Origin of the sequence: Streptomyces sp. H39-S7, assembly GCF_027158205.1 — a bacterium.
GTDB lineage: Bacteria > Actinomycetota > Actinomycetes > Streptomycetales > Streptomycetaceae > Actinacidiphila.
In genome coordinates this window covers 1-13,968 of the sequence record NZ_JAPVLU010000037.1, presented here as the reverse complement: position 1 = coordinate 13,968, position 13,968 = coordinate 1, and the positions used below count along the sequence as shown (strand labels likewise).

The following is a 13,968-nucleotide window of genomic DNA, read 5'->3' as shown; positions in this document are numbered from 1 at the left end:
CTCACCCCCTGGGACGCACCCGGCCGGCCCCCTGACCGTCCGCGGGATCCCTCCGGCGAAGGCCCAAAAGCCCCAGTTCAGGACGGTGGGGACGACCAACGAGGGCAAGGTCACAGTCGTGGGCCTGCCCTGCCTTTAGCGGCTGCCCTAGCCTTTCCCCATGACGGTCCTGCCTGATCACGGACTCCCCTTGGCCGACGAGTTCCCGGACGCTTCCCGCGAGCAGTGGCAACGCCTTGTCGAAGGCGTTCTCCACAAAGCGGGCACAGCGCTCCCGGGCACCCCGGCCGAGGAAACGCTGTCCACCACGCTTCAGGACGGGATCGCCACCCGTCCGCTGTACACCGCGCAGGACAGCTCCGCGGAGCCCGGTTATCCCGGCTTCCCGCCGTTCACCCGCGCCGGACGGCCCGAGGGCACGGCGCGCGCCGGATGGGACGTTCGCCAGCGCCACGCACGGCCCGATCCGAAGCGCACCAACGAGGCCGTACTCACCGACCTGGAGAACGGCGTCACTTCGCTGTGGCTCCTCGTCGGCGGCACCGGCCTGCCCGTGTCCGGGATCCCGGCGGCCCTCGAGGGCGTCTACCTCGACCTCGCGCCGGTCGTCCTGGACGCCGGCGCCGAGTTCGACGCCGCCGCCCGTGAGCTGCTGCGCCTCTACGGGACGCGCGGGGTGCCGGCGCACTCGGCGCTCGGCAACCTCGGCGCGGACCCGCTGGGCCTGGCCGTCCGCACCGGACAGCACTCCGCCCTGGACACCCGGTCCGCCGAGGCCGCGGAACTGGCCGCGCTGTGCCACCGGGAGTACCCCGGACTGCGGGCCCTGACCGTGGACGCACTGCCCTATCACGGGGCCGGCGCCTCGACCGCGCAGGAACTGGGCTGCTCCCTCGCCACCGGCGTCGCCTACCTGCGGACGCTGACCGCCGCCGGGCTGACCGTCGACGCGGCCTGCGCCCAGCTGGAATTCCGCTACGCCGCCACCGCCGACCAGTTCCTGACCATCGCCAAGCTGCGCGCCGCGCGGCGGCTGTGGGCCCGGGTCGCCGAGGCGAGCGGGGCGGCCCCCGCCGCGGGGGCGCAGCGCCAGCACGCGGTGACCTCGCCGGTGATGATGACCCGGCGCGACCCGTGGGTGAACATGCTGCGCACCACCGTCGCCTGCGTGGCGGCCGGTGTGGGCGGCGCCGACACCGTCACCGTGCTGCCCTTCGACGACGCGCTCGGCCTGCCGGACGACTTCGCGCGGCGGATCGCCCGCAACACCTCGTCGATCCTGATGGAGGAGTCGCACCTGGCACGGGTCATCGACCCGGCGGGCGGCTCCTGGTACGTGGAGCGGTTGACGGACGAACTGGCGCACGCCGCCTGGTCGTGGTTCCAGGAGATCGAACGCGCGGGCGGCCAGGCGGCGGCCCTGCGCTCCGGGCTGATCGCCGAGCGCCTTTCGGCCACCTGGGAGGAGCGGTCCGCGGACCTCGCGCACCGCCGCGAGCCGATCACGGGCGTCAGCGAGTTCCCCAACCTCGCCGAGCAGTCGGTGGAGCGCGAGGCCGCTCCCGAACCGGCCGGGATCCTCACGAGCGAGGGCGGCGGACTGCCGACGGTCCGGCGCGACGACGCGTTCGAGGCGCTGCGGGCCCGCTCCGACGCCCGGCTGGCGGCCACCGGCTCCCGCCCCCGCGCCTTCCTGGCCGCCCTGGGCCCGGCCGCGGCGCACACCGGCCGGGCGAGCTTCGCCGCCAACCTCTTCCAGGCGGGCGGCATCGAAACCGTCCAGGACCCGGTGACGGTCGACGCGGAGTCGGCGGCCGAGGCGTTCCGGCGCAGCGGCGCCACCGTGGCGGTCCTGTGCTCCAGCGACAAGCTGTACGCCGAGCAGGCCGCGGACGTGGCGGCCGCCCTGGTCTCGGCCGGCGCGCTGCGGGTCTTCCTCGCGGGACGTCCCGGCGACGAGCAGCGAGAAACGTATCTTCGGGCCGGAGTCGACGAGTTCGTCTTCGCGGGCGGCGACGCGGTCGCCGTCCTCGCCTCCGTCCTCGACCGCATGGGAGTGGCGTGATGCAGGGCAGCACGGGGCAGCCGGGACCGATTCCGGACTTCGCGGACATCGACTTGATCCCGGACGGTCCGGCCGGTGCCGCCTCCGGTGACGGCGTCACCGCGGAGCAGTGGCGGACGGCCGTGCGGGAGAGCACCGGCAAGGACGACGAGGACCTGCTCTGGCAGACCCCGGAGGGCATCGCCGTCAAGCCGCTCTACACCTCCGACGACCTGGCCGGTGTCGACTTCCTGGAGACGTACCCGGGGATCGCGCCGTACCTGCGCGGGCCGTACCCGACCATGTACGTCAACCAGCCGTGGACCATCCGGCAGTACGCCGGCTTCTCCACCGCCGAGGAGTCCAACGCCTTCTACCGCCGCAACCTCGCGGCCGGCCAGAAGGGGCTGTCGATCGCGTTCGACCTGCCCACCCACCGCGGCTACGACAGCGACCACCCCCGGGTCACGGGTGATGTCGGCATGGCGGGCGTGGCCATCGACTCCATCTACGACATGCGGCAGTTGTTCGACGGGATCCCGCTGGACCGCATGAGCGTGTCGATGACGATGAACGGCGCGGTGCTGCCGGTCCTCGCCCTCTACATCGTCGCGGCCGAGGAGCAGGGGGTGCCCCCGGAGAAGCTCGCGGGGACCATCCAGAACGACATCCTCAAGGAGTTCATGGTCCGCAACACCTACATCTACCCGCCGCAGCCGTCGATGCGGGTGATCTCCGACATCTTCGCGTACACCTCGCAGAAGATGCCGCGCTACAACTCCATCTCCATCTCCGGCTACCACATCCAGGAGGCCGGGGCCACGGCCGACCTGGAGCTGGCCTACACACTGGCCGACGGCGTCGAGTACCTGCGCGCCGGGCTGGCGGTCGGTCTCGACGTGGACGCCTTCGCACCGCGGCTGTCGTTCTTCTGGGCCATCGGCATGAACTTCTTCATGGAGGTCGCCAAGTTGCGGGCGGCCAGGCTGCTGTGGGCCAAACTCGTCAAGGGCTTCGACCCCAAGAACCCCAAGTCGCTGTCGCTGCGCACCCATTCGCAGACGTCGGGCTGGTCGCTGACCGCGCAGGACGTGTTCAACAACGTGCCGCGTACCTGCGTCGAGGCGATGGCCGCCACCCAGGGCCACACCCAGTCGCTGCACACCAACGCACTGGACGAGGCGCTGGCGCTGCCCACCGACTTCTCCGCCCGCATCGCCCGCAACACCCAGCTGTTCCTGCAGCAGGAGTCGGGCACCTGCCGGGTCATCGACCCGTGGGGCGGCAGCGCGTACGTCGAGAAGCTCACCCACGACCTCGCCCGGCGCGCCTGGCAGCACATCGAGGAGGTCGAGGCCGCCGGCGGCATGGCGAAGGCCATCGACGCGGGCATCCCGAAGCTGCGCGTCGAGGAGGCCGCGGCCCGCACCCAGGCCCGTATCGACTCCGGCCGGCAGGCGCTGATCGGCGTCAACAAGTACCGCGTGGGCACGGACGAGAAGATCGACGTCCTCAAGGTCGACAACTCCTCGGTCCGCACCCAGCAGATCGAGAAGCTGCGGCGGCTGCGCGCGGAGCGCGACGAGGGCGCCTGCCAGGACGCGCTGCGCGCGCTGACCGCGGCCGCCCGGGACGGGAACCGGCCCGGCGGCGGCCTGGAGGGCAACCTGCTCGCGCTCGCGGTGAACGCCGCGCGCGCCAAGGCGACCGTCGGCGAGATCTCCAACGCCCTGGAGGAGGTGTACGGGCGGCACGTCGGCCAGATCCGTACCATCACCGGTGTGTACCGAGACGAGGCAGGAACGTCACCCGGCGTGGAGCGCACCCGCAAGCTGGCGGACGCGTTCGCCGACGCGGAGGGCCGGCGCCCGCGCATCCTGGTCGCCAAGATGGGCCAGGACGGCCACGACCGCGGCCAGAAGGTGATCGCCACCGCCTTCGCCGACCTGGGATTCGACGTCGATGTCGGCGCGCTGTTCCAGACGCCGGCCGAGGTGGCCCGGCAGGCGGTCGAGGCCGACGTCCACATCGTCGGGGTCTCCTCGCTCGCGGCCGGCCACCTGACGCTGGTGCCGGCGCTGCGCGAAGAGCTCGCCGGGGCGGGCCGGGAGGACATCACGATCGTCGTCGGCGGCGTCATCCCGCCGCAGGACATCGAGACCCTGTACGAGGCGGGCGCCGCAGCGGTGTTCCCGCCCGGCACGGTCATCCCGGACGCCGCGTACGACGTGCTGAAGTCCCTCGCCGCCGCTCTCGGCCACGAGTTGTGAGCCGATGGCACCCACGATCGACATCGACGGCTACATCAAGGGCGTCCTCGACGGGTCGCGGCCGCACATCGCCCGGGCGATCACCCTCGTCGAGTCCACCCGCCCCGCCCACCGCGAGCTGGCCCAGCGGCTGCTGACCGAGCTGCTCCCGCACTCGGGGACCGCACGCCGGGTCGGCATCAGCGGGGTGCCCGGCGTGGGCAAGTCCACGTTCATCGACGCGCTCGGCACCCTGCTGACCGGCCTCGGCCACCGGGTCGCGGTCCTCGCCGTCGACCCGTCCTCGACCAGGACCGGCGGCTCCATCCTGGGCGACAAGACCCGGATGGAGCGGCTGGCGGTGGACCCGGCGGCCTTCGTGCGGCCCTCCCCCACCTCCGGCACGCTGGGCGGCGTCACCCGGGCCACCCGTGAGTCGATCATCGTCATGGAGGCGGCGGGCTACGACGTGGTGCTCGTCGAGACCGTGGGTGTCGGCCAGTCCGAGACCGCCGTGGCCAACATGGTCGACTCCTTCCTGCTGCTCACCCTGGCCCGCACCGGCGACCAGTTGCAGGGCATCAAGAAGGGCGTCCTGGAACTCGCCGACATGGTCGCCGTCAACAAGGCGGACGGCCCGCACGAGCGCGAAGCGGCCTCGGCCGCGCGGGAGTTGGCGGGCGCGCTGCGGCTGCTGCAGCCGCTGGACGCCGGCTGGACGCCGCCCGTGCTCACCTGCAGCGCGCGGGAGAACACCGGACTCGACGCCGTCTGGGAGCGCCTGGAGCAGCACCGGAAGGTCCTGCTGACCGACGGCCGCCTGGAGGCGAAGCGGCGCGACCAGCAGATCGACTGGACCTGGTCCATGGTCCGTGACCAACTCCTCGCCCGGGTGCGCGAGCACCCCGACGTCCGCTCCCTCGCCCCCGACGTGGAACGGCAGGTCCGCGAGGGCACCCTCACCGCGACACTGGCCGCCGAACGGCTGCTCGCGGCCTTCCAGCCGCCGGACGCCTGAGCCTGTTCCGGCGGCGTCAGGCGCAGCCGGCGGTGCGCGACAGCTCGTCCTCGTGCAGCAGCGGTCTGTTGTTCCTGGCCAGCCACTGCCGGTACGTGGTGGCCGCGGCGGCCGCCTCCCGGTAGGCCGCCACCAGGTCGGAGTAGAGCGCGTCGACCCCGGCGGAGCCTTCGGGCAGCGCCCGGGAGGCCATGAAGAGTTCGACCGCTATCGGGTCGCCGCGCAGCGGCCGGATGGCCATGCCGTGCCGGGGCTGCGAGGTCGGCTGGCAGGGCGCGACCGCCTCACCGGCGGCGACCATGTCGGCGGCGGTGAGATAGTCCCCGTACGCAACGCGCGGCGTGAACCCCGACGCGCGTAGCGCCCGCTGGACACCGTCCCACTCGCCGTCGACGCTCGGGTCGACCATCCAGCGGTCGCCCGCGACGTCCGACAGCGACACCACGCTCTTGCGCGCGGCCGGATGGTGCGCGTGCAGGGCGATGAACTGCGGTTCCCGCGCGACCAGGACCCGCCGTTCGAGACCGTCCGGGATGCGGAGCGGCGCGCCCTCGACCTCGTGGACGAACGCGACGTCGAGCTGGTTCAACGCGACCATCTGCAGCAGCGCGTTGGCCGACACGTCCACCCGGATCGTGGTCTCCGAGTCCGGCAGCCGGGCGTGCACCCTGCTGACCCAGCCGGCCATGGCGCGGCTCGCCGTGCCGCCGATCCGCAGGTGCGGCCCCGCGGCCCTGATCACGGCCGCCTTCGTCTCGGCCACCAGCGTGTTCATCTCGGCGACGAGGGGCCGCGCCCGGCAGAGCACGGTCCGGCCCAGCGGCGTCGGGCGGCTGCCCGTGCGCTCCCGGGAGAACAGCTGGCCGCCGAGCGCGCTCTCGATCCGTCGGAGCTGTGTCGTCAGGGACGGCTGGGTCATCCCCAGCTGCCGCGCCGCTTTGCGGACACTGCCGGTATCGGCGATGGCGCACAGCGCGCGAAGGTGCCTCACCTCGAGCTCCATGAGCGGAGGATATGGCGGCATCAGTACGTCGCACCAGGGTCCCGAATCGCAGCAATACCCGTCTTTCACCTACGAGTCGACCCCCCGGATCGGGTGATGTCCCCGGCCTATCGGCCCCTGACATCATCCGCGGCGGTGCGCGCCTCCCGCACACTCACCGGCATCAGCAGTTCATCCCCCAGCCCCGGTCGCCGTTCCCCCCAATTCAGCTCCACCCGACGGCGACCGACGGCTTCTCGGAGGAGAAGGAGACCCCCCATGCGATACCCCAAGGTGCTGCTCTCGGCAGTGCTGGGCATCGGCCTCGCTGCGAGCCTGGGCACCGTGCCCGCCATCGCCGCCGCCCCCCAGGCGGACCGTTCCGCGGCCGAGGCCTCGGCGTCCTACGCCGCCTATGCCGGATCGAACGAGAACGCGGCTGCCAACAAGGCGTTCTTCGAAGCGGTCCAGCGGTCGGTCGCGGCCAAGCGCGCGGCCAACCCGGCCCTGCAGACCGTCACGCTGATCTACAGCACCGGCAACGCGCCCTCGTTCCGGTCCCAGATATCGCGCAGTGCGCAGATCTGGAACTCCGCGGAGAAGAACGTGAAGCTGGCGGAAGGCAGCAACGCGGACTTCGCCTACTACGAGGGCAACTCCAGCCAGGGTTCGTACGCCAGCACCGACGGACACGGCAACGGCTACATCTTCCTGGACTACCGGCAGAACCAGCAGTACGACTCGACCCGGGTCGTCGCCCACGAGACCGGGCACGTGCTCGGCCTCCCGGACCACTACTCGGGCCCGTGCAGCGAACTGATGTCGGGCGGCGGCCCCGGCACCTCCTGCCGCAACCAGGTTCCCAACGCGACGGAACGCGCCCGCGTGGACCGGCTGTGGGTCAACGGCCTGGCCGCCGGGATCGCGGCACGCGGCTGATCCGTCCCGCCTGACGCCCGGAAGGTCCCCGCACGCACGGTGCGGGGGCCTTCCGGCGTTCGCCCGCGCCAAGTCTCATGGGCCGGCGGGCCTGCGGGGCACCCAGGCGAGGATGACGACGGAGGCGGCGGCCGCGAAGGCGCACCAGGTGGAGACGAACTCCAACCGCCACGCCATCAGGCAGATCAGCGCCCCGGCCGCGACGAGTCCGCCGAGCAGCCGCAGCCACCGGTCGCCGCTCAGCAGCAGGGAACCGATGGTGGCGACGAGATAGCCCGCGATGATCAGCGACGATCGCGGCAGGTCGATGCCGTAGCCGACGGTGTGCCCGCGGATGATGGCGTTCACGGGGCGGGTGGCGAGGAGGTAGGCGAGCGTGACGGCGGTGACCAGGCCCACGGCGGCCGGGATCAGCAGCTGCCGCCGAGCGCTCCTGGGCGCGGCGAGCAGCACTCCGAACGGCACCCAGAACGGCAGCACCGGCAGGGCGATGACGGCCCAGGCCGTGATCGCCGGCTCCGCGTCGCCGTGCGAACGCCAGACGACGGACTCGATGACCTGGTGGACGCCCAACAGCAGCGGCAGCGCCGCGATCGGCAGATCGCGGACCCGCCGTACCCGCGCCACACAGGCCACCCCGATCGCGGCGATACCGGAACCTGCCACGAGGTCGGCGGTCGCGCTCCAGCACATGGCGTCATCCCGGTTCCGGTGGAGAAAGGTGTCACATCATCACTTTCTCCACCGTACGACCCGGGAGGCGCCGGACGGATCAGGCGCCCCGCGCCGTCAGCCCGCGACCGCGACCGCGAGGGCGGTCTGGCACTCGGCGAGTTGGCACTCGATCGCGTCGCGGTCGGCCCCGGTCAGGTCCAGGGCCCGCCGGTAGTCCGCGATGGCGGACCGCCAACTTCCGGCCGCCTGATGGGCGTAGCCGCGGTTGTACAGCAGATCGGCGTCGTCCCCGGACACCGCCAGGGCGCGGGTCAGGTCCTCGACGGCCGCGGCGTGGTCACCGGCCTCGTAGTGCAGGACGGCGCGGTTGGCCAGCGCCGCCGAGCGCAGCGGGTCGGCGGCGAGCGCCGCGTCGAAGGCGCGCAGGGCTTCGGCCGCGTCGTCCCGCTCCATGGCGAGCAGTCCCCGCGTGCACAGCAGGTCCGGTTCGTCCGGGTGCAGTTCCAGGCCCTGCGCGAGGTGGACGGCGGCGAGGTCCGTGTCGCCCGCGTCGATGAGCAGGGAGACGAGGTTGACCCGTGCGGCGAGGTAGTCGGGTTCGAGCTCCAGCACGTACCGCAGGTCGCTCAGTGCGCCGTCGGTGTCCCCGGCGGCCGCTCGGGCGTCGGCCCGGTTGTAGTACAGCTCGTGGATGGGCGGGGTGAGGGTGGCGGCCGTGTCGTAGTCGGCGAGCGCCGCCTCCAGATCACCCCGCCTGTACTGCAGCGCGGCACGGTCGCAGTAGTACTCGGGGTAGTACGGGTCGAGGGCGAGGACCCCGTCGAAGTCCTCCAGTGCGTCGTCCAGCCGTCCCAGGGCCACGTTCACCTGGGCCCGGTTGTGCAGCAGTACCGAGCGGTGCAGTGAGTGCGCCCCCGCCTCCAGCTCGCGGTCCAGCCGGGCGAGTCCCTCGGTGACCAGCCGCAGGGCGGTCTCGGGGTGGCCCCGGCGCAGTTCGACCAGGGCCAGTCCGTTCTGGTGGAAGACCGTGTGGAAGGCGCGCTCGGCGGGGTCGGGCAGCTGCTGGGCGATGGCGATGGAGTTGTTGACGTACTGCTTGGCCAGGTCCGGGTCCAGCAGCTCCTCGGGGTGGATCCGCGTGTACAGCATGGCCAGGGCATAGCTGGAGACCATGTGCACCACCGGGTCGGTGTACCGGCCGCGCAGCTCCCGGTAGATCGCCTCGGCCTCGACGGTGCGTCCCAGCGCGCCCAGCGCCTGGGCCGTCTTGCCGCCGGCCACGCAGTACAGCCGCTCCCGCTCCACCGGGTCGAAGCTCTCCCGGCCCTGGCCGGCGAGCTCGATGGCCGCGTCGTAGTAGCCCATCCGGAGGCAGTAGTCGGCGGCGGTCAGCAGGTCGCGGCACTCGTCGTCGGTCCGGGCGCCCGCGTGCGCGCGGTGGTAGGCGATGGCGCCGAGCCGCAGGCTCCAGGCACCGTCCTCCTCCAGTTCGACGGCGCGGACGCGGTGCAGTCCTGCGCGCACCCGCGGGTCGGCGTTCCGGTAGGCGGCCGCCTCGGCCGGGTTGTCGCTGGTGCCGTCGGAGGTGATGTACGCCTGGAGGAGTTCGTTCGGGACACGGGGGTCGGGTGCCGCGGACGCGGCCGGCAGCTCGGTGCGCAGCGCGTGGCGGTCCAGTTCCCGCGCCAGGGTCTCGGGGAGGTCCGGGGCGGAGCTGGTGCCGATCGCGATGGTGAGGACCTCGGTCCTGGCGCGGCGCAGCAGGACCGCGATCAGCTCCTGGTCGGTGGGGTCGGCGGCGTGCAGGTTGTCGAACAGGACCAGTTGCGGGCGGCCTGCGGTCGTACCGGCCTCCTGGGCCCACGCGTTGAGGAACTCGGTGAGTCCATGGGCGATCCTGCGGGTGCGCAGGGGCGAGTAGTACCGGGTCCGTTCGGTCGGCGACGCCAGGGACGTCAGCGTCTGCGGTGGCGCGTCGACGATGTCCTGCAGTTCGGGCGCGACCGAAAGGATCTCAATGGCGTGCCGGGCGACGAGCGCGGGTCTGCTCCGCAGCACGTCGGGCACGATGGCGCGCAGCAGGCTGCCCGCCGCGGTGTACGGTCCGCGCAGCCGTCGGTGGCTGTCGACGGTGGTGAGGTGCCCGGGGGCGGCGAGTTCTCCGGCCGTCGCCACCCGCACCGTGCGGTCGGGTCCGCTGAGCCAGCGGTGGCGGGGCGTCTGGCGGTTGCTGCTCATAGGGGACGTTCCTCTCTGCGGGCGCTCTTCCTGGCCGGCAGGAGGAACGGCAGGGCGAATTGGGCGAGGATCAGGGTCGCGGAGCCGACGGAGTCCCAGAAGCGCGGGTCGGTGCCGCCGTCGCCGGTCAGCCCGGCGGCCATCCGGTCCGCGAACTCCACCAGCGCCGGAATGATGGCGAGGGCCGCCCAGCCGAGCAGCAGGATGACGCCGCCGATCATCGCGGGCGCGTACCAGCGCGCCACGGCGGCGTCGCGCGGTGACCAGGGCCCGGCGTCGGCCGGCCGGGGGCGCACCCCGGGCACCCACCGCCACTGCCCGCGCAGCCGGGCGGTCGCCGCTTCGTGCAGGTCCGTGCAGCCCAGCACCGTCGTCACCATGTAGTAGAGGTCGGTGCGCAGGAAGAAGAAGAACTGCCAGGCGATCCTGAACAGGGTGGGGAAGGCGAACGCCAGGGCGAGGCGGCCCGGCCAGGACAGGCCGCCGGAGGCGGCGTCGGCCGCGGCGGCCACCGTCAGGGCCGAGAAGAGCAGGACGTCGGCGAGGACTCCGGCGGTGAAGGGCAGGTAGCGGCGCCGGCCCGGTACGCCGAGCAGGCCGTCGAGATGGGTCTCCAGGACGAGGAAGTACATCCGGCGCCCGACGGTCATCCGGGATCCGACGCCGAGCCGGCGGGCGGCCAGGACATGGAACGACTCGTGCCACAGCAGACCCGGTATCTGGCCCAGCAGCAGGACGAGTTGGGTGAGCAGCAGCGAGTCCGCCAGGAAGATCGCGTGGGGGTGCGGGCGCGCCTGCGGCTCGCGGACCATCGCGACGATTCCGGCGGCGGTCAGCGCGGCGAAGACGATCCAGGCCGGCGGGGAGAACAGCCACCGCCCCAGGCGCTGATGGCGCACGACGGCCGGACGGGCGGTGGCCTCGCCCTCGGTGCGGACGAAGCCGCAGTCGTCGAGGGTGCTGAGGAAGTCGGTGATGTCGACCGGTTCGCCGTAGGTCTGCTCGTACCAGTGGGCCGCGGCGGTCGTCTCCATGCCGTCCATGAGGCGTCGCAGCAGTTCGGCGCCGTCCGCCGGGAACGTCACGTAGGACTCGATGTCCGGGCGTCCCACCGTGACCTCGTCGCGTTCGGCCACGAAGGTCAGTTCATGGAATTCCGGATGCGGTGCTGTCATCACACGTCTCCTGCGACGGCCTGAGCCCGCGCACGGGAGGCTTCCCGCGCACGGGCCAACAGCGGAACTCGGATCAGCAGAAGGGCCAGGTCCCGTACTGGGACGAAGCCGAGGTCAGCTTGACCGGGCCGTTCTTGCGGACAGTGATCTTCTTCATGTCATCACCTCCTCAGGCGGAAGGTGATGACCGTGTACGTTCACACTGCAGAAACACTCAGGTCCTGCGGGATTCCCAGCTCAGCACGGTGTGCGCGGCCGGACACGTACCGTCAAACAGGAACGGTGACTGTCAGTTCCGGGGTTCGTCGAGCGGCACGTCGTAGCAGATGAATCCGCGGAAACGCGCCACCTTGTCGTACAGCGCGCGGGCCTGGGCGTTGCCCTGCTGGGTGTGCCAGTACAGCCGCGGCACCCCGCGTTCCCGCGCCGCGTCGGCCACCTGCTCGATGAGGGCCCGCGCCGCCCCCCGGCCCCGCGCCGCCTCGTCGACGTACAGATCCTGCAGATAACAGGCGCCGGCCGACCAGACGTTGGCGTGGAACAGGTAGTGCGCGATGCCGACGACCTCGCCGTCCACCCGCGCGGCGATCCCGTACAGCTCACCGCCGTTGATGAGCCGCTGCCACGTCTCCTCGTACCCCGCGTCGGGCACCACCGTCTCGTAGAACGCCTTGTAACCGCGCGCCAGCGCTTCCCACCTCACCCGGTCCCAGGGACGCAAGGGACTGATCTCCACCATGGCGCCATCCTCACACGGGAATCGGAGCGGCTTCAGGCCCCGAGTGCCTCGCGGCCGTGCGGGGTGGCCCAGCCGGACGGGTCGGGGCCCTTGGGCACGATGCGGGACGGGTTCAGCTGCTCGTGGGTGGCGTAGTAGTGGCGCTTGATGTGGTCGAAGTCGACCGTGTCGCCGAAGCCCGGGGTCTGGAAGAGGTCGCGGGCGTAGGCCCACAGCACCGGGTTCTCGGTGAGCTTGTTCCGGTTGCACTTGAAGTGGTTGTGGTAGACCGCGTCGAACCGCACCAGCGTCGTGAAGAACCGCACGTCCGCTTCGGTGATCCGGTCGCCGACGAGGTACCGCTGTCCCGCCAGCCGGTCGGTGAGCGCGTCCAGCCGGTCGAACAGAGCGTCGTACGCCTGCTCGTACGCCTCCTGGGAGGCGGCGAACCCGCACCGGTACACCCCGTTGTTCACGTCACGGAACAGCTCGTCGCCGATCGCGTCGATCTCGGGGCGCAGGTCCGCCGGATAGAGGTCGGGCGCTCCCGGCCGGTGGAACGCGCTCCATTCGGTCTCGAGGTCGAGGGTGATCCGCGGGTAGTCGTTGGTGACGACCGTCCCGGTCTCCGTGTCGATCAGGGACGGGACGGTGACGCGGCCCTCGTACCCCGGATCCGTCCGCAGGTACGCCTCGGAGAGGAGGCCGATCCCGAGCACCGGATCGCGGTCGCCCTCGTCGAGCGTGAAACGCCATCCCCGCTCGTCACGGATCGGATCGACCACACCCAGGCTGATCGTGTCCTCCAGGCCGAGCAGCCGCCGCACGATGATCGCGCGGTGCGCCCAGGGGCAGGCGAGCGAGACGACCAGCCGGTAGCGGCCCGCCTCAGCCGTGCGGCCGCTCGAACCGTCGGCGGTGATCCGGTCGGTGAAGCGGTTCGCCTGCCGGGTGAACTCGCCCTTGGTGCCCGTCTCCCGTACGAACTGTGCTGCCATGCCTCCGACAGTACCCAGTGCGCCACCCGCCCGCCGCGCTTCGGCGCTTCAGCGCGTGGCGCGGAACGCCCGGCCCGCCTCCGTCGCGACGGCGCCGCTGCGGAACAGGCCGCTGCTGGGCGCGGTGTCCGAGGCCGGCAGGCCGAACCAGGCGTAGCGCTGCAGGTAGGGCAGCGACGCGAGCATGGAGGCGGAGGCGGTGACGAAGGATGCCTGCTGCTGGGGGGTGGGGAAGCGGGTGCCGTGCGAGAAGTCGATCAGGGCGTACTCGGTCAGCCAGATCGGCTTGTGGTACCGGTCGTGGACGGCCTGCAGATACGACTTCAGCTGGCTGACGGCGTTGGGGGTGGAGAAGTCCCCGCCGTACCAGTGCAGCGCGATGAAATCGACCCGGTAGCCGCGCGCGGAGGCCCCGGACATGAAGCGGTCGAGCCAGCCACCGGCGGTGTCGCCGCCGTAGGCGACGGCCGGGCTGCCGAGCGTCCGGCCGGCCGTGGCCAGCCGCGGCCACAGGGACAGTGCCTGCTCCACCGTCATGTTGGACTGCTCGGCCATGTCGGGTTCGTTGAAGCCCAGCAGGTAGGGGCTGGCGGCGCGGGCCTGCGCCAGGGCGGTGTCGGTGACGGAGGCGGCGCCCCAGATCATCGGCACGAAGTTCGCGGTACTGGAGCCCGCGACCCCCTGGTGCTGCGTGGACCAGGTGTAGTACCAGCTCGCGCCGGACTGCTGCAGCGCCTTGTCCACCCCGGGAAACGTCCAGACGCCCACGCCCTTCTTCGCCGAACGCGCGACGGGGACGGTGGCCGCGGGCACCGGCTGCCGGGACGGGGTGCCGGTCGCGGTGGGAGTGGGGGCGGGCTTGCGGGAGGGGGTGGGCGTCGCGGCCGGCGGGGCCGACGGCGTCGCGGAGAGCGGGGTGGCGGCTGCGGACG

11 protein-coding genes are annotated in these 13,968 nt (G+C 72.1%); 4 read left to right on the top strand and 7 right to left on the bottom strand.

The features are described from left to right. Positions 1-160: 160 nt before the first annotated feature. The 3 genes from mutA to meaB are packed head-to-tail and all read left to right on the top strand — an operon-like array spanning position 161 to position 5,311. The gene (gene mutA, locus O3X23_RS29925; RefSeq protein WP_269274991.1) at positions 161-2,065 is read left to right on the top strand and encodes a methylmalonyl-CoA mutase small subunit; all 1,905 of its coding nucleotides are present in this window, start codon (positions 161-163) and stop codon (positions 2,063-2,065) included. After that, complete coding sequence (scpA, locus tag O3X23_RS29920; RefSeq protein WP_269274989.1) at positions 2,065-4,314, top strand: methylmalonyl-CoA mutase; 2,250 nt, start codon at positions 2,065-2,067, stop codon at positions 4,312-4,314. Before mutA ends, scpA begins: the two co-directional genes overlap by 1 nt. Positions 4,315-4,318: 4 nt before the next feature. Then, the gene (gene meaB, locus O3X23_RS29915; RefSeq protein ID WP_269274987.1) at positions 4,319-5,311 is read left to right on the top strand and encodes a methylmalonyl Co-A mutase-associated GTPase MeaB; all 993 of its coding nucleotides are present in this window, start codon (positions 4,319-4,321) and stop codon (positions 5,309-5,311) included. A gap of 16 nt (positions 5,312-5,327) precedes the next feature. On the opposite strand, the gene O3X23_RS29910 is transcribed toward meaB, so the two are convergent. Continuing rightward, entirely contained in the window at positions 5,328-6,314 is a 987-nt protein-coding gene (locus tag O3X23_RS29910; RefSeq protein ID WP_269274984.1) for a LysR family transcriptional regulator, read from the bottom strand. 258 nt (positions 6,315-6,572) lie between these two features. Here O3X23_RS29910 and snpA point away from each other — a divergent pair, with 258 nt between their 5' ends. After that, positions 6,573-7,232 carry a snapalysin gene (gene snpA, locus O3X23_RS29905; protein WP_269274982.1) on the top strand — a complete coding sequence of 220 codons (660 nt, stop codon included), beginning with the start codon at positions 6,573-6,575 and terminating at the stop codon, positions 7,230-7,232. 75 nt (positions 7,233-7,307) lie between these two features. Here the strand turns inward: snpA and O3X23_RS29900 are convergent, their stop codons facing one another. The 6 genes from O3X23_RS29900 to O3X23_RS29875 form a co-directional block, all read right to left on the bottom strand. Further along, a complete protein-coding gene (locus O3X23_RS29900) occupies positions 7,308-7,925 on the bottom strand; it encodes a DUF6629 family protein (RefSeq protein WP_269274981.1) in 618 nt (205 codons plus the stop codon). Between the two features lie 96 nt (positions 7,926-8,021). Next, positions 8,022-10,145: a tetratricopeptide repeat protein gene (locus O3X23_RS29895; RefSeq protein WP_269274980.1), complete on the bottom strand. Its 2,124-nt coding sequence runs from the start codon at positions 10,143-10,145 to the stop codon at positions 8,022-8,024. Then, positions 10,142-11,320: a hypothetical protein gene (locus tag O3X23_RS29890; RefSeq protein WP_269274978.1), complete on the bottom strand. Its 1,179-nt coding sequence runs from the start codon at positions 11,318-11,320 to the stop codon at positions 10,142-10,144. The genes O3X23_RS29895 and O3X23_RS29890 overlap by 4 nt, the downstream gene beginning before the upstream one ends. 289 nt (positions 11,321-11,609) lie before the next feature. Next, the gene (locus O3X23_RS29885) at positions 11,610-12,059 is read right to left on the bottom strand and encodes a GNAT family N-acetyltransferase (protein ID WP_269274976.1); all 450 of its coding nucleotides are present in this window, start codon (positions 12,057-12,059) and stop codon (positions 11,610-11,612) included. A gap of 32 nt (positions 12,060-12,091) precedes the next feature. Further along, the gene (locus O3X23_RS29880) at positions 12,092-13,036 is read right to left on the bottom strand and encodes a glutathione S-transferase family protein (RefSeq protein WP_269274973.1); all 945 of its coding nucleotides are present in this window, start codon (positions 13,034-13,036) and stop codon (positions 12,092-12,094) included. Between the two features lie 48 nt (positions 13,037-13,084). Beyond that, the coding region (locus O3X23_RS29875; protein ID WP_269274971.1) for a glycosyl hydrolase at positions 13,085-13,968 on the bottom strand (884 nt) is incomplete at its 5' end.